At 65.6% G+C, this 26,315-nt stretch carries 25 protein-coding genes; 23 read left to right on the top strand and 2 right to left on the bottom strand.

Translation table 11 applies throughout. The features are described from left to right. Positions 1–8: 8 nt before the first annotated feature. The 10 genes from coaD (at position 9) to smc (ending at position 9,347) form a co-directional block, all read left to right on the top strand. Entirely contained in the window at positions 9–497 is a 489-nt protein-coding gene (gene coaD / locus R4P47_RS04760; RefSeq protein ID WP_094642224.1) for a pantetheine-phosphate adenylyltransferase, read from the top strand. Positions 498–616: 119 nt separating this feature from the next. Further along, positions 617–1,408 carry a DivIVA domain-containing protein gene (locus tag R4P47_RS04765; protein ID WP_094642222.1) on the top strand — a complete coding sequence of 264 codons (792 nt, stop codon included), beginning with the start codon at positions 617–619 and terminating at the stop codon, positions 1,406–1,408. Positions 1,409–1,499: 91 nt separating this feature from the next. Further along, on the top strand, positions 1,500–2,108 hold the full coding sequence (locus R4P47_RS04770) for a YceD family protein (protein ID WP_176460482.1): 609 nt from the start codon (positions 1,500–1,502) through the stop codon (positions 2,106–2,108). Further along, the gene (gene rpmF / locus R4P47_RS04775; protein WP_032397784.1) at positions 2,109–2,291 is read left to right on the top strand and encodes a 50S ribosomal protein L32; all 183 of its coding nucleotides are present in this window, start codon (positions 2,109–2,111) and stop codon (positions 2,289–2,291) included. It abuts the gene before it with no gap. Between the two features lie 26 nt (positions 2,292–2,317). After that, positions 2,318–3,100 carry a ribonuclease III gene (gene rnc / locus R4P47_RS04780; RefSeq protein ID WP_411567302.1) on the top strand — a complete coding sequence of 261 codons (783 nt, stop codon included), beginning with the start codon at positions 2,318–2,320 and terminating at the stop codon, positions 3,098–3,100. Further along, entirely contained in the window at positions 3,100–3,966 is an 867-nt protein-coding gene (gene mutM / locus R4P47_RS04785) for a bifunctional DNA-formamidopyrimidine glycosylase/DNA-(apurinic or apyrimidinic site) lyase (protein ID WP_317784150.1), read from the top strand. Before rnc ends, mutM begins: the two co-directional genes overlap by 1 nt. A 58-nt stretch (positions 3,967–4,024) precedes the next feature. Further along, positions 4,025–4,453 carry an OsmC family protein gene (locus tag R4P47_RS04790; protein ID WP_269593611.1) on the top strand — a complete coding sequence of 143 codons (429 nt, stop codon included), beginning with the start codon at positions 4,025–4,027 and terminating at the stop codon, positions 4,451–4,453. After that, positions 4,453–5,352 carry an SMP-30/gluconolactonase/LRE family protein gene (locus R4P47_RS04795; protein ID WP_317784151.1) on the top strand — a complete coding sequence of 300 codons (900 nt, stop codon included), beginning with the start codon at positions 4,453–4,455 and terminating at the stop codon, positions 5,350–5,352. The genes R4P47_RS04790 and R4P47_RS04795 overlap by 1 nt, the downstream gene beginning before the upstream one ends. Further along, positions 5,349–5,624 carry an acylphosphatase gene (locus R4P47_RS04800; protein ID WP_317784152.1) on the top strand — a complete coding sequence of 92 codons (276 nt, stop codon included), beginning with the start codon at positions 5,349–5,351 and terminating at the stop codon, positions 5,622–5,624. Before R4P47_RS04795 ends, R4P47_RS04800 begins: the two co-directional genes overlap by 4 nt. Positions 5,625–5,684: 60 nt before the next feature. Then, positions 5,685–9,347 carry a chromosome segregation protein SMC gene (smc, locus tag R4P47_RS04805; RefSeq protein WP_317784153.1) on the top strand — a complete coding sequence of 1,221 codons (3,663 nt, stop codon included), beginning with the start codon at positions 5,685–5,687 and terminating at the stop codon, positions 9,345–9,347. Between the two features lie 16 nt (positions 9,348–9,363). Here the strand turns inward: smc and R4P47_RS04810 are convergent, their stop codons facing one another. Next, entirely contained in the window at positions 9,364–9,996 is a 633-nt protein-coding gene (locus tag R4P47_RS04810; protein WP_317784154.1) for a pyridoxamine 5'-phosphate oxidase family protein, read from the bottom strand. Between the two features lie 104 nt (positions 9,997–10,100). Here R4P47_RS04810 and ftsY point away from each other — a divergent pair, with 104 nt between their 5' ends. The 12 genes from ftsY (at position 10,101) to trmD (ending at position 22,888) form a co-directional block, all read left to right on the top strand. After that, positions 10,101–11,510, top strand: coding sequence for a signal recognition particle-docking protein FtsY (gene ftsY / locus R4P47_RS04815; RefSeq protein ID WP_411567292.1), 1,410 nt, complete (start codon positions 10,101–10,103; stop codon positions 11,508–11,510). 202 nt (positions 11,511–11,712) lie between these two features. After that, positions 11,713–13,002 carry an ammonium transporter gene (locus R4P47_RS04820; RefSeq protein WP_188078600.1) on the top strand — a complete coding sequence of 430 codons (1,290 nt, stop codon included), beginning with the start codon at positions 11,713–11,715 and terminating at the stop codon, positions 13,000–13,002. Positions 13,003–13,074: 72 nt separating this feature from the next. Then, positions 13,075–13,413 (top strand): P-II family nitrogen regulator, encoded by a 339-nt coding sequence (locus tag R4P47_RS04825; protein WP_019664269.1) that lies wholly within the window; start codon positions 13,075–13,077, stop codon positions 13,411–13,413. Continuing rightward, complete coding sequence (locus R4P47_RS04830) at positions 13,403–15,934, top strand: [protein-PII] uridylyltransferase (protein WP_317784155.1); 2,532 nt, start codon at positions 13,403–13,405, stop codon at positions 15,932–15,934. Before R4P47_RS04825 ends, R4P47_RS04830 begins: the two co-directional genes overlap by 11 nt. A 238-nt stretch (positions 15,935–16,172) precedes the next feature. Then, on the top strand, positions 16,173–17,105 hold the full coding sequence (locus R4P47_RS04835) for a M23 family metallopeptidase (RefSeq protein ID WP_317784156.1): 933 nt from the start codon (positions 16,173–16,175) through the stop codon (positions 17,103–17,105). Positions 17,106–17,232: 127 nt separating this feature from the next. Next, positions 17,233–18,792, top strand: a complete 1,560-nt coding sequence (ffh, locus tag R4P47_RS04840) for a signal recognition particle protein (protein WP_068049621.1) — start codon at positions 17,233–17,235, stop codon at positions 18,790–18,792. A gap of 17 nt (positions 18,793–18,809) precedes the next feature. Then, a complete protein-coding gene (locus R4P47_RS04845) occupies positions 18,810–19,916 on the top strand; it encodes an amidohydrolase family protein (protein ID WP_317784291.1) in 1,107 nt (368 codons plus the stop codon). Next, positions 19,913–20,743 carry a CPBP family intramembrane glutamic endopeptidase gene (locus R4P47_RS04850; RefSeq protein WP_300522744.1) on the top strand — a complete coding sequence of 277 codons (831 nt, stop codon included), beginning with the start codon at positions 19,913–19,915 and terminating at the stop codon, positions 20,741–20,743. Before R4P47_RS04845 ends, R4P47_RS04850 begins: the two co-directional genes overlap by 4 nt. A gap of 188 nt (positions 20,744–20,931) precedes the next feature. Continuing rightward, positions 20,932–21,408 (top strand): 30S ribosomal protein S16, encoded by a 477-nt coding sequence (gene rpsP / locus R4P47_RS04855; RefSeq protein WP_037189654.1) that lies wholly within the window; start codon positions 20,932–20,934, stop codon positions 21,406–21,408. Beyond that, on the top strand, positions 21,405–21,647 hold the full coding sequence (locus R4P47_RS04860; RefSeq protein ID WP_027496687.1) for an RNA-binding protein: 243 nt from the start codon (positions 21,405–21,407) through the stop codon (positions 21,645–21,647). Before rpsP ends, R4P47_RS04860 begins: the two co-directional genes overlap by 4 nt. Positions 21,648–21,661: 14 nt before the next feature. Next, positions 21,662–22,204, top strand: coding sequence for a ribosome maturation factor RimM (rimM, locus tag R4P47_RS04865; protein ID WP_317784157.1), 543 nt, complete (start codon positions 21,662–21,664; stop codon positions 22,202–22,204). A gap of 3 nt (positions 22,205–22,207) precedes the next feature. Next, positions 22,208–22,888: a tRNA (guanosine(37)-N1)-methyltransferase TrmD gene (gene trmD, locus R4P47_RS04870; RefSeq protein ID WP_317784158.1), complete on the top strand. Its 681-nt coding sequence runs from the start codon at positions 22,208–22,210 to the stop codon at positions 22,886–22,888. Positions 22,889–22,893: 5 nt separating this feature from the next. Here trmD and R4P47_RS04875 read toward each other — a convergent pair whose 3' ends face one another. Next, complete coding sequence (locus R4P47_RS04875; RefSeq protein WP_300523306.1) at positions 22,894–23,847, bottom strand: serine hydrolase; 954 nt, start codon at positions 23,845–23,847, stop codon at positions 22,894–22,896. Between the two features lie 68 nt (positions 23,848–23,915). Between R4P47_RS04875 and R4P47_RS04880 the strand changes: the two genes are divergently transcribed. After that, entirely contained in the window at positions 23,916–26,255 is a 2,340-nt protein-coding gene (locus R4P47_RS04880; RefSeq protein ID WP_149405566.1) for a Tex family protein, read from the top strand. The last annotated feature ends 60 nt before the right edge of the window (positions 26,256–26,315 follow it).

Genomic DNA, 26,315 nt, shown 5'->3' on the forward strand with positions numbered 1-26,315 from the left:
TCGCGGGCATGACTGGCGCACTCTGCCCTGGATCCTTCGACCCGGTGACCAACGGTCACCTCGACATCTTCGAGCGCGCAGCGGCCGCCTTCGACGAGGTGGTGGTCACGGTGATGGTGAACAAGAGCAAGAAGGGCATGTTCAGCATCGACGAGCGGATCGAGATGCTCGAGGTCGCCACGGAGCATCTGCCCAACGTCAGAATCGGTTCGTGGTACGGCTTGTTGGTCGATTATGCTCGGCAAGAAGGCTTTTCGGCGATAGTCAAAGGTCTGCGCAGTGCCAACGACTTCGATTACGAGTTGCAGATGGCGCAGATGAACAGAACGTTGACCGGTGTGGACACGCTGTTTCTTCCGGCGAATCCTGCGCACAGCTTCCTGTCGAGTTCGTTGATCAAGGAGGTCGCGACCTTCGGGGGAGACGTCACCGGCATGCTGCCGCCGTTCGTTCAGGACCGACTGCTGGCCCGTATCGCCGAGCGGGCGGCAGACTAGTTCGAGGAGCGACACACCGGGCCGGTATAGCGCAGACGCGCGCGTCGGCGGGCAGACTGGGTAGCGCAGCACTGCGAGTGAAGACCGCGCAGTGGCAGATTCGACGATTGGGGTAACCGGTGTACCGCGTATTCGAGGCGCTCGACGAGCTCGTCGCCATTGTCGAGGAGGCGCGCGGCGTTCCGATGACTGCCGGGTGTGTCGTCCCTCGCGGCGACGTCCTGGAACTGCTCGACGACGTCCGAGACGCCATCCCCGGCGAGCTGGACGACGCCCAGGACGTACTGGACCATCGCGACAAGCTCGTCGGCGATGCCAGGGCCACCGCGGAGAAGACGGTGAGCACCGCTAATGCCGAGGCGCAGGACACCGTCGAGAACGCCAGGGATTCGGCCGATCGCATTCTTGCCGACGCCAAGGCTCAGGCGGATCGCATGGTGTCCGAGGCGTCGGCGCACGCCGACCAGCTCGTGGCCGATGCCGAGGCAGAAGCAGAGCGCACGGTGCTGGAAGGCCAGCGTGAGTACGAGGCACTGACCGTTCGCGCCCGCACCGAAGCCGATCGGATGATCGAGTCCGGTACGGCGTCGTACGAGCGGTCGGTCGCAGACGGCACCGCCGAACAGAACCGTCTCGTGTCGGAAACCGAGGTCGTTCAGGCGGCCCACGCCGAGTCGGCTCGGGTGATCGACAGCGCGCACGCCGAATCGGATCGGATGCGCAGCGAGTGCGACGTCTACGTCGACACCAAGCTGGCAGAGTTCGAGGAGTTCCTCAGCGGCACCATCCGTTCGGTCGGCCGTGGGCGTCAGCAACTGCGAACCGGCTCGGGTGTACCGGAATACGGCAGCGAGCCGTACGGCGAATCGGCGTACGGAAGCCCGGAGCAGGGGCGTCGCAGCCGCCACTGAACGGCAGCAATTTGCCCTCGTATGCGTGTATGCGTATCGTTGTGGGGTTGCTTACCGACAGTAGGCATACCGACAGTAAGGAAGATCAGCCGTGCCCCCGCCCAAGAGAACGACCCGTCCGGAATTGGACGACGGATTCGTTCTGGACATTCTCAACCTCGGTCGTCGACCCGGGTCGACGAAGGCCATCGAGCGGACGGTTCCGGCTCCTTCCCGAATCGGCCTCGATGCCATTGCCATCGAAGCCGGTGTACCGGTCTCGCTCGATCTGCAGTTGCAGGCGGTCTCGGAGGGCGTTCTCGTCACCGGCTCCGTACGAGCAGCCACGGCCGGAGAGTGCACACGGTGCCTCGACCCGGTCAGTGGCAACGTCGACGTCTACCTGACCGAGTTGTTCGCTTACCCGAACAGCATCACCGAGGAGACCACCGATGCGGACGAGATTCACCGCATCGCCGACGACCTGATAGACCTCGAACCCGTCATCGTCGACGCGGTCGGTCTGGAGCTTCCACTCCACCCCGTCTGCAGTGACGAGTGCGAGGGATTGTGCCCAGAATGCGGCGTTCGCCTGGCGATTGCTGAATCCGGCCACTCTCACGATACAATTGATCCTCGCTGGGCTGGTCTTGCAGCCAAATTTGGCGTGGATCCAGAACCGAGCACAGAACTTGTGAACAACGAAGCCGAGGAGAAGTAAGTGGCTGTCCCGAAGCGCAAAATGTCGCGTTCCAACACGAGGTCGCGTCGTGCACAGTGGAAAACCACTGCGCCCACCCTCGTGACGTGCCCCAACCGCGGTTGTGGCGAGAAGACTCTGCCCCACATCGCGTGCCCCTCGTGCGGCACCTACAAGGGCCGCCAGGTCGTCGCAGCGGTCTGATCTCCGCTTACGTGACACACGAAGTAGTGGATCGGCACAACAGCGGTTCACAGAAGAATAGCTCCACTGCCGCCAGCGGCGGGGACGACCGAGAGTCGCTCCTCGCCGCTATCGGTGTCTCTCTGTCGGAACCGTTGTTGGCTTTGGCTCTGACGCACCGATCGTTCGCGTACGAGCACGGTGGTCTGCCCACCAACGAGCGTCTCGAGTTCCTGGGGGACTCCGTCCTCGGTCTTGCTGTGACCGAGCATCTCTACGCGGTGCACCCTGCGAAGTCCGAAGGTCAACTGGCCAAGATCAGGGCGAGCGTGGTCAACATGCATGCCCTGGCCGAGGTCGCGCGTGGACTCGGCGACGGCGGCCTGGGTCGCCACCTGCTGTTGGGCAAAGGTGAGGAGCAGACCGGTGGACGCGACAAGCCGAGCATCCTGGCCGACGGCATGGAGTCGTTGCTCGGTGCAATCCACCTGCAGCACGGCATCGACGTTGCGCGCACCGTCGTTTTGACGTTGTTCGCAGGCCTCCTCGATCGGGCTCCCAAGCTCGGTGCAGGACTGGATTGGAAGACGAGCCTGCAAGAATTGACCGCCGAACGTGCACTCGGCGTTCCCGCGTACGAAATCTCGTCCACCGGGCCCGATCACGACAAGGAATTCACCGCGACCGTGCTGGTCGGTGGATTCCCCCGCGGCGTCGGTATCGGCCGATCGAAGAAGGAAGCCGAACAGAAGGCTGCCAGTCTGGCTTGGAATGCGTTGTCGGACAACGACACTGCGATTCCGGCCGAGTCGGCCCCAGACCCTTCCTGATGCCGGAACTACCCGAGGTCGAGGTCGTCAGACTCGGTCTGGAATCTCATGTCGTCGGCAAAACGATGCGGTCGGTGGAGGTATTGCACCCCCGCGCCGTGCGGCGTCACGATCTCGGTGGTCTCGATCTGATCGGCCAGTTGCGCGGTCAACGCATCTCCTCCGCTCGACGGCGCGGAAAATACCTCTGGCTGGTGATGGAACCCGGCGATTTCGCGACCGTCGTGCACCTGGGTATGAGCGGGCAGATGCTGGTGCAGCCGCCGTCCGCCCCGGACGAGAAGCACCTGCGGATTCGTGCTCGACTCGACGACGGCACCGATCTGCGCTTCGTGGATCAGCGCACGTTCGGCGGCTGGGCACTCGCCCCGATCGTCACCGTGGACGGCACAGAGGTACCCGAACCGGTCGCACACATTGCCCGCGACCCGATCGATCCACTGTTCGACGCCGAATCGGTGGTGAACGTGTTGCGCGGCAAGCACACCGAGATCAAGCGGGCACTCCTCGATCAGACCGTGCTGTCGGGCGTGGGCAACATCTATGCCGACGAGGCGCTGTGGCGTGCGAAGATCCACGGCAATCGAATCGCGGAGACTTTGACACGGCCGGCGCTGCGGCGCCTTCTCACCGCGGTGCACGCGGTGATGGGCGAGGCCTTGGCACAGGGCGGAACCTCGTTCGACGCGCTGTACGTGAACGTCAACGGTCAATCCGGCTACTTCGATCGATCCCTCGACGCCTACGGGCAGGAGGGCCTGCCCTGCTCGCGATGCGGAGCCCCGATCAGACGCGAGAAGTTCATGAACCGCTCGTCGTTCAGCTGCCCCACGTGCCAGCCGCGACCCCGACACGTGCGTGGCTGACAGGGAACAAATTGTTCCGCAGGCTCCACTCCTGAACCGCCCGCCTAGTATTTCGGTCATGGCAGAACAGAGCACGCCGACCAACCTCTGGGTCGAGCGCACAGGCACACGTCGTTACACCGGCCGCAGCTCGCGAGGAGCAGAAGTACTCATCGGGTCCGAGTCGGTCGACGGCGTCTTCACCCCCGGCGAGCTGCTCAAGATCGCCCTCGCAGCGTGCACCGGGATGAGCTCGGACCTACCGCTTTCGCGTCGACTGGGAGACGACTACTCCGCCACCGTCGAGGTGTCGGGTACCGCAGATCGGGAGAACGAGCTGTACCCGGAACTGAACGAAATTCTTCGGGTCGACCTCAGCGAGATGGACCCCGAGGCACAGGAGCGTCTGCTCACGGTCGTCCAGCGCGCCATCGACAAGGTGTGCACGGTAGGCCGGACCCTGAAGGCCGGCACGACTGTCACCCTGGACATCGACGTGGACGCCTGATGAAGGTCGGGGCAGCCGTGGTCGTCACGGGTCTGCTCCTCGGCGCGGCGACCGCCCTGGCTCCCACCGCGGAGGCGTCGAGCACCTGCAGTGCGTGGTCGGTGAGCACGGTGGCGTCGGGATTCGGGATGCTCGAGAATCTGGAGTTCGAAGGCCGCGGTTCGATGATCGTCTCCGAGACCTCTCCCATTGGGCCCGGCGCTCTGCGTACCGTGGCTCCGAACGGTGACCGGGGCACACTCGTTGCCGACGTCGATTCTCCGGGCGGACTGGTCACCGACGGTGACACGCTGTACTTCACGACCGGAAACAGCGCTGTCGCAGGGCTTTTCGATACGCGAACCGGCACCGTCGACACGATCGATCTCGGTACCGGGGTTCGGTCCACGTACGCGTCGGGTCTGGCGATGCCCAACGGTCTGACGCGATCGGAGGCCGGCGATCTGTTCACCACCCGGAACCTGGGTGCCGCTGCAGGACTGACCCGGATCGCGACCGATCGCACCGTGTCGACGGTACGTACGGACGTGGGAACGGCCAACGGAATCGGCATCGGCGGCGGAAAGATGTACGTGGCCAACATGTTCGATCTCGAGACGACGCTCACCGTGCTCGACGAGAACAATCCGTCCGGACCCTCCGAGCGCATTCGCATCGACGGCGTCGGACCGCTCACGATGTCGGACGACCTGACCGTCGGCGACGACGGAACGGTCTATCTCGCACAGAATCTCGCCGGCAGGGTAGTTCGTATCGATCCCGAATCCGGAGCGTCCTGCGTGATAGCCACCGGTGTTTCGCTGACCTCGTCGGTAGCCTTCGGCGGGGTCGGATTCGACGAGACGGCTTTGTACGCCACCAGTTTCGACGGAACCGTCCGGAAGTTGGCTCGCTCGTGAGCGAGGAACGGCTGACGGCGTGGGTGCACGGGCTCGTTCAGGGCGTCGGGTTCCGGTGGTGGACGCGCTCGCGCGCCCTCGAACTCGGACTGGTCGGTCACGCGACCAACCAGGCGGACGGACGGGTCCTGGTGATAGCGGAGGGCCCACGTGAGCGTCTCGAGGCGCTGCTGGCCTTGCTCCGAGGCGATCGGACGCCGGGCACGGTCACGCTCGTCGTGGAGAGTTGGGACACCGCCCGCGGAGATCTGACGGGCTTCGTCGAACGCTGATCGCCCGTTGCGGACGGCTCGGCGCACATCGCTCCGTACTACCGGTAAAGTACGGACGCTATGTATCTCAAGAGTCTGACGCTGAAGGGCTTCAAGTCCTTTGCTTCGGCGACGACTCTGCGTTTCGAGCCGGGAATCACCTGTGTCGTCGGCCCCAACGGCTCGGGTAAATCCAATGTCGTGGATGCCCTGACCTGGGTGATGGGTGAACAGGGTGCCAAGGCGTTGCGCGGCGGGAAGATGGAAGATGTCATCTTCGCGGGCACCTCGGGGCGGGCCCCGCTGGGCCGCGCAGAGGTCACTCTGACGATCGACAATTCGGATGGCGCACTTCCGATCGATTACTCCGAGGTCTCCATCACTCGGCGTATGTTCCGCGACGGCGCGGGCGAGTACGAGATCAACGGCAGTTCGTGCCGTTTGATGGACGTCCAGGAACTGCTCAGCGACTCCGGTATCGGCCGCGAGATGCACGTGATCGTGGGGCAGGGTCGGCTCGCAGCGATCCTGGAATCGCGGCCCGAGGACCGGCGAGCCTTCATCGAAGAAGCAGCCGGGGTACTCAAGCACCGCAAGCGCAAGGAAAAGGCCGTCCGCAAGCTCGACGCGATGCAGGCCAACCTGGCGCGGTTGACCGACCTGACGACCGAATTGCGCCGCCAACTCAAGCCTCTCGGCAGGCAGGCCGAGGTTGCGCGCCGCGCGCAGACCGTCCAGGCCGACCTACGCGATGCCCGATTGCGACTGGTGGCCGACGATCTGGTGGCCAGGCGCGAGGAATTCGCGAACCAGACCCAGGACGAGGAAGCGGCACGCGAGCAGTACGCGATGGTGCAGGACGCCCTCGAAGCCGGCTCGGTGGCACTCGGCGAACACGAGCAGGCCGTCGCCCGGCTGACCCCCAGTGCCGAAGCGGCCGGGCAGACGTGGTTCCGCCTGTCGGCCCTGGCCGAGCGCGTCAACGCGACGGTGCGCATCGCACACGAACGGGCTCGGCATCTCGACGCCGTTCGATCCACCGGTCGAGGGCAGGACCCGGACGAGCTCGAAGCGCAGGCCGAGCGGGTCGCCGAAGAAGAGATGGAACTCGTCGAAGCAGTCGAGATGGCACGTGAAACCCTCGAGGCGGCACGCGAGCAGCTGGCCGAGCGCGAAGCTGCCGCTGCGGCCGCCGAGCGCGCCCACCTCGCCGCTGTACGCGCGGTGGCCGACCGGCGCGAAGGGTTCGCTCGCCTGTCCGGCCGAGTCGACACCTTCCGAACCAAGGTCGAGTCGATCGACTCGGAGGTGGCGCGCTTGTCGGTGGCCATCGACGAGGCCCGAGAGCGCGGCGAATCGGCTCAGCGTGAGTTCGAGAGCGTGCAGGATCAGATCGGCACGCTCGACGCGAGTGAACTGAGCCTCGACACCCATTACGAACGCGCCGTTGCCGCGCTGCGACATGCCGACGCCCGAGTGACGGAGCTGCAGGCAGAAGAACGCATCGCGGGCAAGAGGGTCGCGTCGTTCGAGGCCAGGATCGAGGCGCTCACGATGGGCCTCGAACGCAAGGACGGTGCCGGGTGGCTGGTGGAGAATCAGCAGGACGGCCTGTCCGGCCTGCTCGCCGGCCATCTCACGGTCGAGCCTGGATACGAGGTCGCGGTGGCAGTGGCCATGGGTCCGGCCGCCGATGCCGCACACGCCGAATCGTTCGACGCCGCGCGGGATGCCGTGCTGGCGCTGCGTGCGGCCGACGGCGGGCGCGCGTCCATCGTGTACGGCAGTGTCGCTGCAGCGCAGTCGTTTTCACGTCCGGAACTGCCGGACGGCGCTCGATGGGTGCTGGACCTGATCGAGTATCCGGACCGGTTGGCCGGAGCCATGGCGGCCCTGCTCGACGGTGTGGTCGCCGTCGAATCGCTCGACGCTGCACACCGTCTCGTCTCCGATTCCGGTGATCTGCGTGCGGTCACCAAGGACGGCGACGTCGTCGAACCCGGCTGGGTCACCGGCGGCTCGGATCGTCGTCCGAGCACACTCGAGGTGCAGTCGGCCATCGACACGTCCACCGTGGAGTTGGCGGCGGCAGTCCGCCGCGCGGAGGAACTCGACGCAGCGCTGTCGGGAGCGTTGGACGAACAACGGGACCGGCGCGAATCGGCCGAGCAAGCGCTCGCGGCGCTCAACGAATCCGATGCTGCCATGGCAGCGGTGTACGAGCAGTTGGGCCGATTGGGTCAACTGGCGCGTTCGGCGCATGCCGAGTCGGCGCGATTGACGACGCAGCGTAGCTCTGCCGAGGCCAGCCGGGAGGAAGCGATTGCGCGGCTGGCCGAGCTCGAGGAAAGTCTGCGGACGGCCGAGGACGAGCAGTCGGGTTTCGCGGGAGACGGCGAGAGCAGTGACGCAGCGACCACGATGGAACGGGAGATGGCGGCAGCGGCACTGACCGAAGTGCGTGCCGTCGAGGTCGAAGCTCGGTTGAACGTGCGTACCGCCGAAGAGCGCGCACAGTCCGTGCGCGGCAAGGCGGATTCGCTTCGACGGGCGGCGCGAGCCGAGCGTGAGGCCAGGGCGCGAGCCGAGCGTGAGAGCGCGGCGCGTCGGCATGCGGCCGCAGTGGCGGCGGCGGTCGGAGAATCCGGCGAGGAAGTCGCCGCGCGGTTGGCCACGGTCGTGGCAGCCGCTGCACGGAGGCGCGACGAGCTTTCAGCCGAACGTGCAACGCGCACAATCGAACTCGACAAGGTGAAGGAGCAGGTTCGAGCCCTGCAGGGGCAGCTGGCGTCGATCACCGACGCCGTGCACCGGGACGAGGTGGCCCGCGCCCAGGCCGCGCTGCGGATCGAACAACTCGAGACGACGATTCTCGAGCAACACGGCATCGGCCTCGACGATCTGGTGGCCGAGTACGGGCCCGATGTGCCCCTGCCACCCACCGAACTCGAGATGGCCGAGTACGAGGCGGCCAAGGAGCGGGGCGAGCAGGTGGTGGCACCGGCCCCGATGCCGTTCGACCGCGCCACTCAGGAGCAGCGCGCCAAACGCGCCGAGCGTGACCTCGCGACACTCGGCAAGGTGAACCCGCTCGCTCTCGAGGAGTTCGCCGCCCTCGAGGAACGCTACAACTTCCTGTCCACCCAGCTCGAAGACGTCAAGTCCGCGCGCAAGGACCTGCTCGGCGTGGTCGCCGACGTCGACGAACGGATTCTGCAGGTCTTCACGGAGGCCTGGCTCGACGTCGAACGAGAATTCACCGGGGTGTTCGCCAAGCTTTTCCCCGGCGGCGAAGGACGACTGATCCTGACCGACCCGTCGGACATGCTCACAACCGGAATCGAGGTCGAGGCCCGCCCACCCGGCAAGAAGGTCAAGCGGCTCTCGCTGCTCTCCGGTGGCGAGAAATCGCTGACCGCGGTGGCCATGCTGGTGGCCATCTTCCGCGCTCGACCGTCACCGTTCTACGTCATGGACGAGGTCGAGGCAGCACTGGACGACACCAACCTGCGTCGACTGATCGGACTGTTCGAGCAGCTCCGCGAGAAGTCGCAGTTGATCGTCATCACGCACCAGAAACCGACGATGGAAGTGGCCGACGCGCTGTACGGCGTCAGCATGCGCGGCGACGGAATCACCACGGTCATCTCGCAGCGGTTGAACCGAGAACGCGTCGCAGTGGACGCAGTACAGCCGGACCCGACCGAGCCGGATGCGGTCGCTGAATCCGACACCGTCTCCTGAGCAGCGTCCTCCGTGGCTACTGCTTCGGGTAGAGCTGTTCGGCGTAGGACGGACCGTAGTACTCCCGCAGTTCCTCCACCGTTTCGGGAGCCTGAGGAATCAACGCTTTCGTCAGCGTCGCGACGTCGGGGATGGCGTCGGCATCCCAGGTCTCGGGCTGCCACAGCTTTGACCGCATGAACGCCTTCGCGCAGTGATGGAACACCTGCTCGATGTCGACGACCAGACACATGATCGGGCGGTGGCCCTTGACCTGCAGTTCGTCGAAGAACGGGGCGTCGGTGACCAGGGAAGCGCGACCGTTGACGCGGAGGGTGTCACCGCGACCGGGGACGAAGAAGTTCAGCCCGACGAACGGGTTCTCGACGATGTTGCGATAGCCGTCCATCCGGCGGTTGCCCGGCCGTTCGGCGAGAGCGATCGTGGCGTCGTCGAGGACGTGCACCAGGCTCCCGGGCGGATCACCCTTGGGCGAAACGTCGCATCGCCCGCTCGCGTCCGAGGTCCCGATGAGGCAGAACGGTGAGGCAGCGAGCCACTGCACGTCCAGAGGGTGCAGCGTGCGCCGGTCCTTGTTGGCGGCTCGGAAGCTCGGCTCTCCGAACATCTCGGTCAGTTCGGCGGCGTCGCGCACCGTGGTCCACTCCATGACCGTGAATGTTATCGACACGGACTTGCGGGCGGGAAGCGCATTTTCGCGGTCGGTGCACCACCGGTGACGAACGGACGCGATCGCCTGAGAGGATGTTCCACGTGAGTAACCAAGCGTGGATCATCGTCGCGGCGATCGCTGCCGTCCTGCTCGTCGTCCTCGTCGTCGGGCTGGTTCTCTCCCGTCGCCGGAGAGTGTCCCTCAAGTCGGACGAGGCAGCGCGAATCGAGGGCGCGGCCACCAAGGACAAATCCGGTGGGTACACCGCGGGCAGCGGCTTCTCGTTCAGTCAGGGAACGGCGACAGCCGAGCCTGTTGCCCCGAAGGCCCCCGAGCCCGAGCCGAAGCCGGTCGTGCCGAAGCCTGCCGAGCCGAAGCCGGTCGAGAACATCCCCGTCGAGTCCACGCCGGTCGAGCGGCCGCCGGTGGTACCCACGCCTGAACCGGTCGAATCGGAGACCGTCTGGATCGAACCGGAGGTGTCCGAGCCGGAGGCCCCGGCAACCGATGCCACCGTCGAAGATCCCGTTGCGCCCGAGCGGTCGGTGGCCGACACCGTTGCTCCCGCGCCTCGCCGCTTGGACACCATCGAACCGACCGAGGGACGACTCGACCGTCTCCGTGGCCGGCTGGCACGATCTCAGTCGGCCGTGGGCAAGAGCCTGCTCGGCCTTCTCGGCGGCGGCGATCTGGACGAGGACTCGTGGGAAGAGGTCGAGGACACCCTCCTGATCGCCGATATAGGTTCTGCCACCACCGCGGAGATCATGCGGACGCTGCGTGAGCAGATGGCGGCGCGCAGTATTCGCACCGAAGCCGACGCCAGGGCTCTGCTGCGCGAGATCCTCGTGGCGCAGCTGCACCCCGAGTTCGATCGTTCGATTCGCGCGCTGCCGCACGACGGCGCGCCCGCGGTGTTGCTGGTGGTGGGGGTCAACGGAACCGGCAAGACCACGACTACCGGCAAACTGGCTCGCGTGCTGGTCGCGGACGGGCGGCGGGTGTTGCTCGGTGCCGCCGACACGTTCCGCGCAGCTGCGGCCGATCAGCTGCAGACCTGGGCCGAGCGAGTGGGTGCAGAGGTGGTTCGCGGCAAGGAGGCCGCGGATCCGGCCGCTGTCGCGTTCGACGCGGTGAGCAAGGGGATCGAGAACGGTGTCGATGTGGTTCTGATCGACACAGCGGGACGATTGCACACCAAATCGGGTCTGATGGACGAACTGAGCAAGGTCAAGCGAGTCGTCGAGAAGCGGGCCCACGTGGACGACGTTCTGCTCGTTCTCGACGCAACCGTGGGCCAGAACGGACTGACGCAGGCCCGTGTCTTCGCCGAGATCGTGAACATCACGGGAGTCGTGCTGACCAAGCTCGACGGAACCGCGAAGGGTGGCATCGTTTTTCAGGTGCAGCGTGAACTCGGAGTGCCCGTCAAGCTCGTCGGTCTCGGCGAGGGTGCCGACGATCTGGCACCGTTCGAGCCGGGTGCCTTCGTCGACGCGTTGCTGGGCTGATCTCGACTCGGGGGTAGTTCCCGAACCGGGGCAAAAGCACAAACGCCAGCACGAAACCTTTTTGCAACAGAATTCGGTCATGCGTTCACATGCCCGAAACACCCGAGTGTCACGGATGAAACTTCGTGAAACCACTCTTCTTGCGTAACGGCGCGCCAACCGGTGTGCAGGAGAATGGAGGGTGTACGTGAGTCCCGAGGATATGTTGGCCAACTCCGGCAACGCCGCGTGGATGCTGATGGCAGCATCGCTGGTACTGCTGATGACGCCGGGCTTGGCGTTCTTCTACGGCGGTATGTCGCAGTCGAAGTCCGTGTTGAACATGATGATGATGTCGTTCGGAGCAATGGCCGTCGTCTCGATCATCTACTTCCTGTGGGGATGGTCGATGTCCTACGGAACCCAGGACATCGGCGGTGTCTTCGCCAACCCGTTCGAGTTCTTCGGACTCAAGGATTCGATCACCGATGCCGACGGTAACTACATCGCCGGCGCATGGGGCTACGCCAACGTCATCGACGTGGCATTCCAGGTCACCTTCGCCATCATCACGGTCGCACTGATCAGCGGCTCGATCGCCGGTCGCGTCAAGTACGGCACCTGGCTCGCCTTCGCCGGCATCTGGGTCACCCTCGCGTACTTCCCGCTGGCCCACATGGTCTGGGGCGGCGGACTGCTCTCCGGATCCGAGAACGGTCTGGCGGCGATGATCTTCGGAACCACCGACGACGGTGAGGGCGGGCTCGTAGCCAACGTCGCTCCGATCGACTTCGCCGGTGGCACGGTCGTGCACATCAACGCCGGTATCGCCGGCCTGATTCTGGCGATCATCATCGGCAAGCGCGCAGGCTTCGGCAAGGTCGCCTACCGCCCGCACAACCTTCCGTTCGTCATGCTCGGCGCAGCACTGCTGTGGTTCGGCTGGTTCGGATTCAACGCAGGATCCGCCTTCGCCGCCGACGGCATCGCCGGCGTGGCCTGGGTCAACACCACCGCCGCCACGGCAGCGGCGATCGTGGGCTGGCTCATCACCGAGCGTATCCGCGACGGTCATGCCACCAGCCTCGGCGCTGCCTCGGGCATCGTCGCCGGTCTGGTCGCCATCACTCCGGCCGCAGGCGCACTGACGCCGGTCGGTGCCATGATCCTCGGCGTCATCGCCGGTGTGCTCTCCGCACTCGCTGTCGGACTGAAGTTCAAATTCGGCTACGACGACTCGCTCGACGTCGTGGGCGTTCACCTCGTCGCAGGACTCTGGGGAACGATCGGAATCGGCTTCCTCGCATCCGAGACCGGCCTGTTCTACGGCGGCGACTACAAGCAGCTCGTCGTGCAGATCGTCATCGCACTGTTCGCGCTGGTCTTCACCGCCATTGTCACCGCGGTCATCGCGTTCGCGCTCAAGCCCCTCGGCTGGCGCGTCTCCGACGAAGAAGAGGCGAACGGCATCGACGAAGCCGAGCACGCTGAGACTGCATATGATTTCGCCTGACAAGGTAGAGATAGACGTGAACGCTGCACCGTACGACAACGGGCACTCGAGGTCTTGTGAAGGGAAGCAAAAATGAAGCTGATCACGGCAATCGTCAAACCGTTCACCCTGGAGGACGTCAAGACGGGGCTGGAGCAGGCCGGCGTACTCGGAATGACAGTCAGTGAAGTTCAGGGATACGGCCGCCAGAAGGGCCACACCGAGGTGTACCGAGGTGCGGAGTACTCCGTCGACTTCGTCCCGAAGGTCCGTGTCGAGGTAGTCGTCGACGACGCCGCTGTGGAGAAGGTCGTCGAGGTCATCGTCGAGGCTGCACGCACCGGCAAGATCGGTGACGGCAAGGTCTGGGTTTCCCCGGTCGACTCGGTCATTCGAGTCCGCACCGGAGAACGTGGCGCTGATGCACTCTGACCCCAAAGGGTCTCGGGCCGTGGGCCCCGGTTCTGGCGCGAAAGCGTCAGGATCGGGGCCTTCGGTCTCCATGGGCTCCGCATCGAAGGGCACGAGCGATGCTGCAGCAGATCTCGCTCGGGCCAGAAAACAATTGCTCGACGGCGGAACACGCAATCGTCGACTCGATGCACCCTCGCTTCGGCAGGCTCTGGTCGATCTCCACGAGTTCTGGCTGACCACCAAAGGTGCCGAGCTCGGGATCAAACCGGACTCCGGTTTCGCGATCGTCGCCGTGGGCGGTCTTGCTCGACGCGAACTGCTGCCGTATTCGGATCTGGACCTGATACTGCTGCACGACGATCTCGAACCACGCATCGTCTCCGATGTCGCCGACAAGCTCTGGTACCCGTTGTGGGACGCACACATCAAGCTCGACCACAGCGTGCGAACGGTGCCACAGGCGCTGCAGGTCGCCGCAGCCGACATGACGGCATCTCTCGGAATGCTCGAGGCGCGGCACATCGCCGGCGACGTCGAATTGAGCAACCTCCTCATCGGCGGCGTACGTCGCCAGTGGCGCAACGGTATTCGAGGGCGCTTCGACGAGCTGATCGAGCAGACCCGCGGGCGGTGGTCGCGCAGCGGTGAGATTGCACACCGCGCCGAACCCGATCTCAAGAGCGGCCGCGGAGGGCTGCGTGATGTTCAGTTGCTCGACGCCCTCTCCATCGCACAATTGACCGACGGCATGCCCGGTCTCGGACCCGAATCGCCCGGTGGCGGTTTGGCTTTCGCACACGGACGTCTGTTGGACGTGCGCACCGAACTGCACCGCGTCGCCGGTCGGGCACGGGATCAACTGCGCGCCCAGGACGCCGACGAGATCGGTGCCGCGCTGCGGATCGGTGACCGCTTCGATCTCGCTCGCGTACTGAGTGATTCGGCCCGCACCATCAGCTACTCGGTCGACGTCGGACTGCGCACTGCCGGCAATTCGCTTCCTCGAAAGGGTCTTTCACGCCTCCGTCGAGTTCCGGTCCGGCGGCCGCTCGACGAGGGGGTCGTCGAACATGCCGGCGAAGTCGTTCTCGCCCGCGACGCTCGACCCAACAAGGACCCCGGCCTGATCATGCGCGTCGCCGCCGCCTCGGCGCAGACCGGAATGCCGATGTCGGCCTCGACCCTGAACCGACTGTCCGACAGTGCTCCCGAGCTCCGCGAGCCCTGGCCGAAGGAAGCCCTCAACGATCTGCTCGTGTTGCTCGGATCGGGTCGCAAAGCCATCGCGGCGATCGAAGCTCTCGATCGAACCGGTCTGTGGGGCAGGCTCATTCCGGAATGGGGTGCGGTCCGCGATCTGCCGCCACGAGATGCCGTGCACACGTGGACAGTCGATCGGCACCTGGTCGAAACTGCCGCCTACGCAAGCGCATTGACCACCCGAGTTGCGCGTCCGGACCTGTTGGTGCTCGGCGCGCTGATCCACGACATCGGCAAAGGACGCGGCGGCGACCACAGCGTCGTCGGAGCCGATCTGGCCATCCAGATCGGCAACAGGCTCGGACTGTGGCCGTCCGACGTGGCACTGCTGACGTCGATGGTGAGGTACCACCTGCTGCTGCCGGAGACCGCCACCAGACGCGACCTCGACGACCCGGCAACCGTGCAAGCCGTCGTCGACGCACTCGGTGCCGACACCATCCTGCTCGAGCTGCTCCACGCACTGGCCGAGGCGGATTCGCTCGCCACCGGACCGGGGGTGTGGGGCGATTGGAAGGCCTCGCTCATCCGCGAGCTCGTGCGCCGTTGCCGATTGGTGATGGCGGGGGAGAGTCTGCCCTCTCCGGATCCACTCGACCCTGCGCACGTCGAACTCGCATCGCGGGGAGGCGTCCATGTCGACATCGCGCCGACCGACGGGCTGCACACCTTCGTCGTCACCGTCATCGCCCCCGACACGCCCGGGCTGCTCTCCGACGCCGCGGGAGTTCTCGCACTGCATTCGCTTCGCGTTCTTTCGGCCTCCCTCGGAAGTCACGAGGGATCGGCGATCAACTCGTTCGACGTCGCGCCGCTCTTCGGATCCCCGCCACAGGCCGGTCTCCTGCGGCAGGAAATCATCCGAGCCCAGGCCGGCGAACTCGACCTCGTCGCCGTGCTCGACGCCAAGGAACGCGACGCCAGAGCCGAAACCGTCGAGGACGATTCCGAGGATTCTGCAGTCCCGGTTCTCTACGCCCAAGCCCCGCCTCGGGTGCTGTGGTTCGACGACAACGAACCGGGTCAGGTGGTGCTCGAGCTACGAGCAGAGGACCGGCTCGGTCTGCTCTGCCGACTGGCCAGTGCGATCGAACAGCAAGGATCGGACATCCGGTGGGCCCGCGTCTCGACCCTGGGTAGCTCGGTGGTCGACTCCTTCTGCATCGACCTTGCGGGAGCCGACAGCAGGGCGGTTCGCGAGGACCTCGAGCGCGCGATCCTCGCGGTGGTACCTGCCCCGGAACCACCCAAGCCCCCGGAAAAGCCCGAAGGCACCTGACCGCGGGTCGGAATGCGAGAGCAGACCGACTCGCGCTGGTGACTATTCACGAACTTCCGGCCACCGGGCCTGCCGCCGATGCCGATTTGTTACATTCGTCCCAGACGCAGAAACGACACTCTCGACCGTTCGAGCGACCTCCACACTGCTCGAACCACGTCGTTCCTGCAGGCTCCACACTGCTCGAACCACGTCGTTCCTGCAGGCTCCACTCCTGATCTTTCGAGAGGCACCAACTGTGGGATCCCACCGACGGTCGACCGTCCACACACCGACCGACATCGCGGCACGTCCGACGAGTGGCAGACACCGCGCCGTACAGGACACACCCGACCTCGGTCGACGGGCGGCAACCATCGTCGCCGCGACGGGCGCGATCGTCGTCGGTGCCACGACGATGGGTGCCGGTACCGCAGGTGCCGCGCCGATCCCCGAGCCACCCGCAGCAGGACTGCCGTTCGCCGTACCGGAGGGTCTGCTGCCCGCGGGATTCGAGCTGCCCCAGTTCGAACTCCCGCAGTTCCTTCCCCCACAGTTCGCGCCACCGCCCGCACCGTCGCAGCCGGCACCGCCCGAGGCCGCGCCTACCGCACCCGCGCCTGCTGCGGAACCGGCACCGGCACCGGCTCCGACCGCGGACCCCCTGGCTTCGTTCGGAGTCGCCGATCCCGGTGCCGTCGCCCAGCAATGGCTCGACGACGTCGGCCTGGGCCAGTTGGGTACGGAGTCTCCTCTCGACAGCCTGCGCTCGCTGAAGAAGGGCACAGTGCAGCCCGTGGCTGGAGTGTTGACGTCCAACTTCGGCTCGCGGTGGGGAACCCAGCACAGCGGCCTCGACATCGCGGCACCCATCGGAACGCCCATCTACGCCGCCGCTGACGGCACCGTGTCCGACGCAGGACCTGCATCCGGCTTCGGTCTCTGGGTCAAGGTGCGGCACGACGACGGCACCGAGACGGTCTACGGACACGTCAACGACTTCTCGGTTCAGCCCGGCCAGCGCGTGGCGGCCGGTGAGCAGATCGCAACCGTGGGCAACCGCGGCCAGTCGACGGGCCCACATCTGCACTTCGAGGTACACGATCCCTCCGGCGTCAAGGTCGACCCCGCGCAGTGGCTCGCGACGCGGGGAGTTGCAGTGACGTGGAACGATTCCGCGCGCCTGGCCTGACTCGACATCGCCACGTTCGACACGACAGTCGAACGCCCCAGCGACGACGCGGCGGGCTGCCGCTAGTGTGGTGACCGTGCCGGATTCGGCTCGTTTTCGGTGATCGGCTAGCTCAGGAGTGCAATCGGTGTTCGAATCCCTTTCCGACAGGTTGACCGGGACTCTCAAGGACCTGCGTGGCAAAGGTCGACTGTCCGACGCGGATATCGACGCCACCGCCCGTGAGATCCGTCTTGCCCTGCTCGAAGCGGACGTGGCACTGCCCGTCGTACGTGAGTTCATCAGCCGCATCAAGGCCCGGGCCAAGGGTGCCGAGGTCTCGGGCGCGCTCAACCCCGCCCAGCAGGTAGTCAAGGTCGTCAACGAGGAACTGGTCGGCATCCTCGGCGGCGAGACTCGCCGGCTCGTGTTCGCCAAGAACCCGCCAACGGTGATCATGCTCGCCGGTCTGCAGGGTTCGGGTAAGACGACGCTGGCGGGCAAGCTCGCGAAATGGCTCAAGGGCCAGGGCCACACGCCACTGCTCGTCGCGTGCGACCTCCAGCGTCCCGGTGCCGTGAGCCAGCTGCAGATCGTGGGCGAGCGCGCCGGTGCCGCCGTCTTCGCGCCGCATCCGGGCACGTCCATCGGTGGCGGCGACAATGCACTCGGAGTCTCGGCCGCGGATCCCGTCGAGGTCGCCCGGGCCGGCATCGCCGAGGCTCGAAGCAAGCAGTACGACGTGGTCATCGTCGACACCGCTGGTCGCCTCGGCATCGACACCGAGCTGATGAGTCAGGCCGCGGGAATTCGTGACGCGGTCCAGCCGGACGAGACTCTGTTCGTTCTCGACGCGATGGTCGGCCAGGATGCCGTCAGTACCGCCGAGGCGTTCCGTGACGGCGTCGGCTTCACCGGTGTCGTTCTCACCAAGCTCGACGGCGATGCTCGCGGCGGTGCCGCGCTGAGTGTCCGCGAGGTCACCGGCCAGCCGATCATGTTCGCGTCGACCGGTGAGAAGCTCGAGGACTTCGACGTCTTCCACCCTGATCGCATGGCCAGCCGCATCCTCGGCATGGGCGACGTGCTGAGCCTCATCGAGCAGGCCGAGCAGCACTTCGATGCCGAGCAGGCCGAGGCGACGGCCAACAAGATCGGCTCGGGGCAACTCACGCTCGACGACTTCCTCGAGCAGATGATGGCCGTCCGCAAGATGGGACCCATCGGAAACCTGCTGGGCATGCTGCCCGGTGCCGGGCAGATGAAAGAGCTCGCCAATGTCGACGAGAAGCAACTCGACCGCGTGCAAGCGATCATCCGCGGCATGACGCCACAGGAGCGGAACGACCCGAAGATCATCAACGCGTCGCGTCGACTCCGTATCGCGAACGGCTCCGGCGTCAAGGTCTCCGACGTCAATCAGCTGGTCGACCGATTCTTCGAGGCGCGCAAGATGATGTCTGCGATGGCCGGTCGGATGGGAATGCCGGGCGCGCGCAAACAGGTGCGGAACAACAAGAAGGGCAAGAAGGGCAAGAAGGGTGCACGCGGCCCGACGCAGCCGAAGATCCGCGGTGGATTCCCAGGCATGCCGGGCGGAATGCCTGCCGGAATGCCCGACCTGTCGTCCATGCCCAAGGGCCTCGACCAGTTGCCACCGGGGCTCGAAGGCATCGATCTGTCGCAGCTGAAACTACCCAAGAAGTAAGCGCGCACGTGTCGGCGATGCGGGTGCGGGGCCGCGGACTGCCGGACGGGTCCGAGATCGATCTGTGGATCGAGGGTGGCGTCCTGTCCACGGAGCCGATCGCGGATGCCGATCTCGTTCACGACGGCGGCTGGATTCTGCCCGGTCTGGTCGACGCCCACTGCCATGTCGGAATCGAGTACGGCGGGGGACACACCGACCTGATCGGGTCGATCCGCCAGGCCGAAACCGAGCGAGGCGTCGGCGCGCTGCTGTTGCGCGACGCCGGGTCTCCGGTCGACACGCGCGAGCTGGACGAATACGAGGACCTTCCCCGCATCATCCGAGCGGGCCGTCACATCGCATCACCCAAGCGCTACATCCCGGGTCTCGCAATCGACATCGAGGACGAATCGCAGCTGCCCGAGGCGGTGGCCCAACAGGCACGATTCGGCGATGGCTGGGTCAAGCTCGTCGGCGACTGGATCGATCGCTCGGTGGGAGATCTCCGACCGCTGTGGAACGACTCGATCCTCGTCGACGCCATCGCCGCTGCCCACGCCGAGGGCGCGCGGGTGACCGCACACGTCTTCGGTGAAGATGCCCTGCCCGGATTGATCGCGGCAGGGATCGACTGCATAGAACACGGCACCGGCCTGACCGACGAGACCGTCGAGATGATGGTCGATCACGGCACAGCACTGGTACCGACGCTGATCAACATCGAGACGTTCCCCGGCATCGCCGACTCCGCCACCCGGTATCCCGTCTACGCCCGGCACATGCGGGCGCTGCACGAACGCGTCGCCGATACCGTCGGACGAGCTCACGACGCAGGCATTCCGATCTACGCAGGCACCGACGCAGGCGGTTCGATCGCGCACGGTCGTATCTCCGACGAGGTCGCCGCACTCGCGGCCGTCGGACTCTCACCGACCGACGCACTCGGTGCCGCCTGCTGGGACGCCCGGTCGTGGCTGGGTCGACAGGGCCTCGAACACGGCGCGCCCGCCGATCTCGTCGTCTACTCCGAAGATCCGCGGGGAGGACCGGATGTGCTGTCCAACCCGGATCTGGTGATCCTTCGCGGACGAGTGACCGACCGGCGTGGTCGCACGACGAGTGGATCGACGGTCCGGGGGTGACCGACCCGGGTGACGGCGCAGGACGAGCCGATCCAGACCGCCCCAGCTGGGCCGGTCTGGCTCCGATGAATCACGTTCATCAGCAAGGATCGGGACTGTCCGAAACCTACTGGCGCGCCGAGCAGGCCGCGCTCGAACGCAGACGCGGCCAACGGTGGGGACTGCCGGCCGCGGCGCTGGTGCTGGGGCTCAATCTGGCCGGATTCCTGGTTCTCGGCCTCGTCGTGACGTCGGACGCCTCGGCCGTTTTCGTGGTGGGCATCATGATCCCGAGCCTGCTCGCCACGGGAGTGGCGGTGGCCATCTCGAAGTCGCGGGGCAACGGTCCCGTCGTCGACTTCGGCCTCCCCAGATCCATCCCCGAATTTCTCGGGCACCTCCGATCCGGGTTGGCGTGGGGTGGCGTCGCCGTGGTCGGCGGCATAGTGCTGGCTCTGATTCTGTTGTCTCGTATCGAAGTCGGCGACCCGACGCCCCTCGGCACTGTCACGGATACGGCCGTCGGCTTGAAGATCGTTCTGGCCCTGTGGATTTGGCTCGGTGCACCGATCTGCGAGGAAACGATGTTCCGCGGCATGCTGTGGGGAGCGCTCGAGAAACGCACCCGCCCGATGCCGATGGCCTGGTTGGGCAACCGATGGGTGGTCCTGGCGATCACCGCGGTGTTGTTCGCGGTGTGGCACCGAGAGTGGTGGCGCCTGGTGGTGCTGCTGTGGGGAGGATTCGCAATCGGAATCGCTCGAATGCGCTCCGGTTCGATCGTCGCGTCGATCACGGCACACTCGTTGAACAACACCCTTCCTGCCCTGGTGGTCCTGCTCGCCTGACGGGAGTGGTTCTGCGGGCCCGATTCACCGATAGTGCGACCCGTCTGGCACAATGAACAGCTGTTCGCCCGTCATCCGGTTACGTACCGAGCGGCGGTCACAACACCCTTCAACGCAAAACCGGGTTCGCATGCCGTGCGGACCGCTGAATTGCGCCGTGACCAACTTTCGAAAGGCTCCACCAGAACATGGCTGTCAAGATCAAGCTCATGCGTATCGGCAAGATCCGCACCCCGCACTACCGCGTCGTCATCTCCGATGCCCGCACCCGTCGTAACGGCCGTGCGATCGAGACCATCGGCACGTACGAGCCCAAGCAGGACCCCAGCATCATCGAGATCAACTCCGAGCGGGCGCAGTACTGGCTGAGCGTGGGCGCACAGCCGACCGAGCCGGTCGAGGCTCTGCTCAAGATCACCGGCGACTGGCAGAAGTTCAAGGGCCTCCCCGGTGCCGAGGGAACCCTCCGCCTCGCCGAGCCCAAGCCGTCCAAGCTCGACCTGTTCAACGCCGCACTGGCGCAGGCCGACTCCGAGCCCCAGGGCGAGGCCACCACCGCCAAGAAGAAGAAGGCTCCCAAGGCCGACGACGCCGCTGCGGAGACCACCGACGCTGCAGCAACCGAGACGGCAGACGCGCCGGCCGCCGAGGCTGCTGAGAAGTGAGTGCCGTTGTCGCCGATGCTGTCGAACACCTCGTTCGCGGCATCGTCGCCAATCCCGATGACGTTCGCGTCGAGATGATCACCGGCCGTCGTGGCCGCACCGTGGAGGTCCACGTGCACCCCGACGATCTGGGCAAGGTCATCGGCCGTGGCGGTCGTACCGCTACGGCACTGCGCACGCTCGTCTCGGGAATCGGTGGTCGCGGCATCCGTGTCGACGTGGTCGACACGGACCAGTAGGTCACGTACCCATCATGGAGCTGGTCATCGGCCGTGTCGCGAAGTCGCACGGCATCAAAGGCGAAGTCGTCGTCGAGGTTCGCACCGACAACCCCGACGACCGCTTCGCCGAAGGAACCGTTCTCTCGGGCCGCAAGCCTCGATCGAACGCCGAGCCAGCCTCGTACACAGTGGACGCCGTCCGGGAACACTCCGGGCGGCTTCTGCTGCGTCTGAACGGTATCGACGACAAGACGGCCGCCGACCAACTCAGGGGCATTCTGTTCGTCGTCGAATCCACCGATCTTCCGCCGTCCGACGACCCGGACGAGTTCTACGACCACGAACTCGAAGGCCTCACGGTGATCCTGACCGACAGCACCGTCGTGGGAACGGTCCGCGAAGTTCTCCACTCCGCAGCGGGGGAGCTGCTCTCCATCACGCCGGATCCGAGTTCCGGCGAAGCAGCACGTGCCGAAATCCTCGTGCCGTTCGTAGCGGCCATCGTGACGACGGTGTCGTTGGCAGACAAGACGATCGAGATCGATCCGCCCGAGGGTCTGCTGGATCCGGAGTAGATCGTGCGCCTCGACGTCGTCACCATCTTTCCCGAGTACCTCACGCCGCTTCGAACCGCGTTGCTGGGCAAAGCAATCGACCGCGGCCTCGTCTCGGTCGAGGTCCACGATCTGCGGTCGTGGACTCATGACGTGCACAAGGCCGTCGACGATTCGCCCTACGGCGGCGGACCGGGAATGGTCATGAAGCCGACCGTCTGGGGTGACGCACTCGACGACGTGCTGACCGATGATTCTCTCCTCGTCGTCCCGACGCCTGCCGGTGTGCCGTTCACCCAGCGGACAGCCGAGCGGTGGTCCGCCGAACAGCATCTCGTATTCGCCTGCGGCCGATACGAAGGCATCGATCAACGAGTGTTCGACGACGCCGCACGTCGGGTCCGTGTCGAGGAAGTCAGCATCGGCGACTACGTGCTCATCGGCGGCGAAGCGGCTGTTCTCGTCATGGCCGAGGCCGTGGTGCGGCTGATGCCAGGGGTTCTCGGCAATCAGCAGTCGCACCAGGAGGATTCGTTCTCCGATGGTCTGCTCGAGGGGCCCAGTTACACGCGTCCCGCACAGTGGCGAGATCTCGACGTTCCGCAGGTACTGCTCTCGGGTGATCACGCCAAGATCGCTGCGTGGCGCCGACGGCAGTCACTGGACAGGACCGCCGAGCGCCGTCCGGACCTGTTGCAGGACTGACGAATTCAGCTGACGGTGCCGTCGGGGAAGAGCATCGAGACGAATCCGGTGAGAGTGTCCCTGGCATGCAGCGCGCTGGCGTCGTCACTGACGTCGACCACCGCGGTGTCCGGATAACTTTCCATGTCGTCGGCGTAGAAGATGTCCTCGCGTGACGACAGAGCCAGAACGTAGCGGTTGTCGACACCGATGGTGCCCGTCGACAGGTGTACCCACCGATCGGACACGCAGCACATCCAGCCCTGTTTCACAGCGTGCACACTCTCGCCGGGCAAACCGTCGACGATCCCGAAATGTTGCTTGTAGCCGTCCGCGGCAATCGGTGCTGAACGGCGCAGCATTCCGATCACGATGTCCGTGGATGCCGTGGTCAGACCGCCGCTGCCGTTGAGCAACCCCGCGTAGTAACCGACCAGGTCGCTGGGTGTGGTCTCGGTGTTGTACCACTCGTCGTCCCCGGGCGGCGTGGTGCTCGTCAAGCCGTAGCGAGCCGCGACCGTGCGCACGATCTCCGACGAGCCGTAGCGATACCAGAGCGTGTACGCGGCGTTGTCGTCGGACAACTCGAGCATGCTGGTCATGGTGGTCAGGTCGTCGGCAGAGACCGGACGGTTCTCCGACTGCGCTCGGAACAACACCTCGTCGGCGATGAAGAGCTTGGATACCGATGCGGTTTCGACCTGGATATCGGCATTGCTGCTGTAGTAGGAGCCCGTCTGACGATCCAACAGTGCGAAATCGACGTCGGCACCGCGGGCCTGGGCCGACGCGATCGCCATCGGGATACGAGCTTCGAGGGCTACGCCGTCGACCTTTTTCATATCGGGAAAGGGCGACGCCGACGTCTCGGCGGTGTCCTTCGAGGCGGAGTCACCGACCTGGTCGTCGGGAGGAGCCGAGCATCCGGCCAGTATCAGGGAGGCGCAGGCTGCAGCCAGGAACCGAGACCCCCTGACCATCCGCGTATCTCTCCCACACGTTGAACCGCTGACCGACTTGTCCCACAGTAGCGGTAGGGTCCATCGCCGTGACCACTGCTCTGAAATCTGTGAACAAGCGCATAGCCGAAGAACTCGACGTTCGTGAAGAACAGGTTCGTGCCGCCGTGGAACTGCTCGACGGCGGGTCGACGGTCCCGTTCATCGCGCGCTACCGCAAGGAAGTCACCGGCACTCTCGACGACACGCAACTGCGTCAGCTCGATGAGCGACTTCGGTATCTGCGCGAGCTCGACGAGCGCAGAGACGCCGTGATCGAGTCCATCCGCTCGCAGGGCAAGCTCGACGACGCGCTGGAGCAGTCGCTGATGCTGGCCGACACCAAGGCGCGCGTCGAGGACATCTATCTGCCGTTCAAGCCAAAGCGTCGAACCAAGGCGCAGATCGCGCGTGAGGCCGGGCACGAGCCCGTCGCCGACGCTCTGTTCTCCGACCCCACCACCGACCCGGCCCAGTTCGATCAGGAGCAACTCGACGGCGCACGGGCGATTCTCGTCGAGCGCTTCGCCGAGGACGCGGACCTGGTGGGCGAGCTGCGCGAACTGATGTGGACATCCGGCAAGCTCGTCGCGTCGGTTCGCAAGGGCAAGGAGGAGGAGGGTGCCAAGTTCTCCGATTACTTCGAGTTCTCGGAACCGTTCACGAGCCTGCCCTCGCACCGAATCCTCGCCACGCTCAGAGGCGAGAAGGAAGAAATACTTTCCCTCGGTTTCGAGCCCGAGCGCGACGAACCGACCCCCGGGGTGCCGAGCGTCTACGAAGGTCGGATCGCGACCAAGTTCGGGATCGAGAATCGAGGACGGCCTGCCGACAAGTGGCTGCTCGATACCGTCCGATGGGCGTGGCGCACCAAGATGCTGGTGACCGTCTCCCTCGACACTCGTATGCGACTGCGTCAGTCGGCCGAGAAGGACGCCGTCGACGTCTTCGCGAGCAACCTCAAGGATCTGCTGCTCGCCGCACCGGCCGGCAACCGCACAACCATGGGCCTGGACCCGGGCTTCCGTACCGGCACCAAGGTCGCCATCGTCGACGCCACCGGCAAGGTCGTCGACCACGACACCATCTACCCGCACAAGCCGCAGGGCAAGTGGGATCAGGCGGTGGCCACCCTCGCCGGCCTGGCCGCCAAACACAAGGTCGAACTGATCGCCATCGGCAACGGCACCGCATCGCGTGAAACCGACTCGCTGGCAGCAGAATTGATCGCCAAGTTCCCCGCCGCCAACCTGACCAAGGTGGTGGTGTCCGAGGCCGGAGCGTCGGTGTACTCCGCTTCCGCGTACGCCTCGAGCGAGCTGCCCGAACTCGACGTATCGATCCGCGGTGCCGTCTCGATCGCCCGCAGGTTGCAGGATCCGCTGGCCGAGTTGGTCAAGATCGATCCCAAGTCCATCGGCGTCGGGCAGTACCAGCACGACATCTCCGAAACCCTGCTGGCCCGTTCCCTCGGGGCCGTAGTCGAGGACGCGGTGAACGCCGTCGGCGTCGACGTCAACACCGCGTCGGTTCCGTTGCTCTCGCGGGTCTCCGGTATCGCCGGCTCTCTCGCCGAGAGCATCGTGGCGCACCGCGACCAGAACGGTCCGTTCTCCAGCCGCAGCACGCTCAAAGATGTACCGCGTTTGGGCCCCAAGGCTTTCGAGCAGTGCGCCGGATTCCTTCGTATCTCCGGGGGAGCGGATCCCCTGGACCGGTCGAGTGTTCACCCGGAGGCATATCCCGTCGTGCGGCGCATCGTCGGCAAGGCAGGCCTGGGTGTGCGCGAGGTAGTCGGTAACACGGCTCTGCTGAGAGGTCTCGACCCTGCCGAATTCGTGGACGAGCGATTCGGTCTGCCCACCGTCACCGACATCATTTCCGAACTCGAGAAGCCGGGACGCGACCCTCGCCCCGAGTTCAAGACCGCCACCTTCGCCGCCGGTATCGAGAAGGTCGCCGATCTGAAGCCGGGTATGACGCTCGAAGGTGTCGTGACCAACGTGGCAGCGTTCGGCGCGTTCGTCGACGTCGGTGTGCACCAGGACGGGCTGGTGCACGTCTCGGCGATGTCGCACAACTTCGTCAAGGACCCCCGCGAGGTCGTCAAGTCCGGTGACGTGGTGCGCGTCAAGGTCATGGAGGTCGACCTCCCGCGGCAGCGCATCGGCCTGAGTCTGCGGTTGGACGACGAGCCCGGTGCCGGTGGCGGCAAGGACGCCTCTCGCGGACAGCAGCCCGACCGGCCCCGAGGCCAGGGCCGAGCTGCGGGCAGCGGCCAGAGCAACCGCAGTCGAGACGCGCGCCCACAGCGCGGCGGCGGCCAGTCGGCAGCACCGGCGGCCGGCTCCATGGCCGATGCGCTACGGAAGGCGGGATTCGGAAAATAGCGGGCGGATCCTCGGGTCGATGCTGCCCTGGGCGGTCCCGAACACGAATAGTGTGAAAGG

Origin of the sequence: Rhodococcus sp. IEGM 1370, from assembly GCF_033142325.1 — a bacterium.
In the GTDB taxonomy this organism is placed as follows: Bacteria; Actinomycetota; Actinomycetes; order Mycobacteriales; family Mycobacteriaceae; genus Rhodococcoides.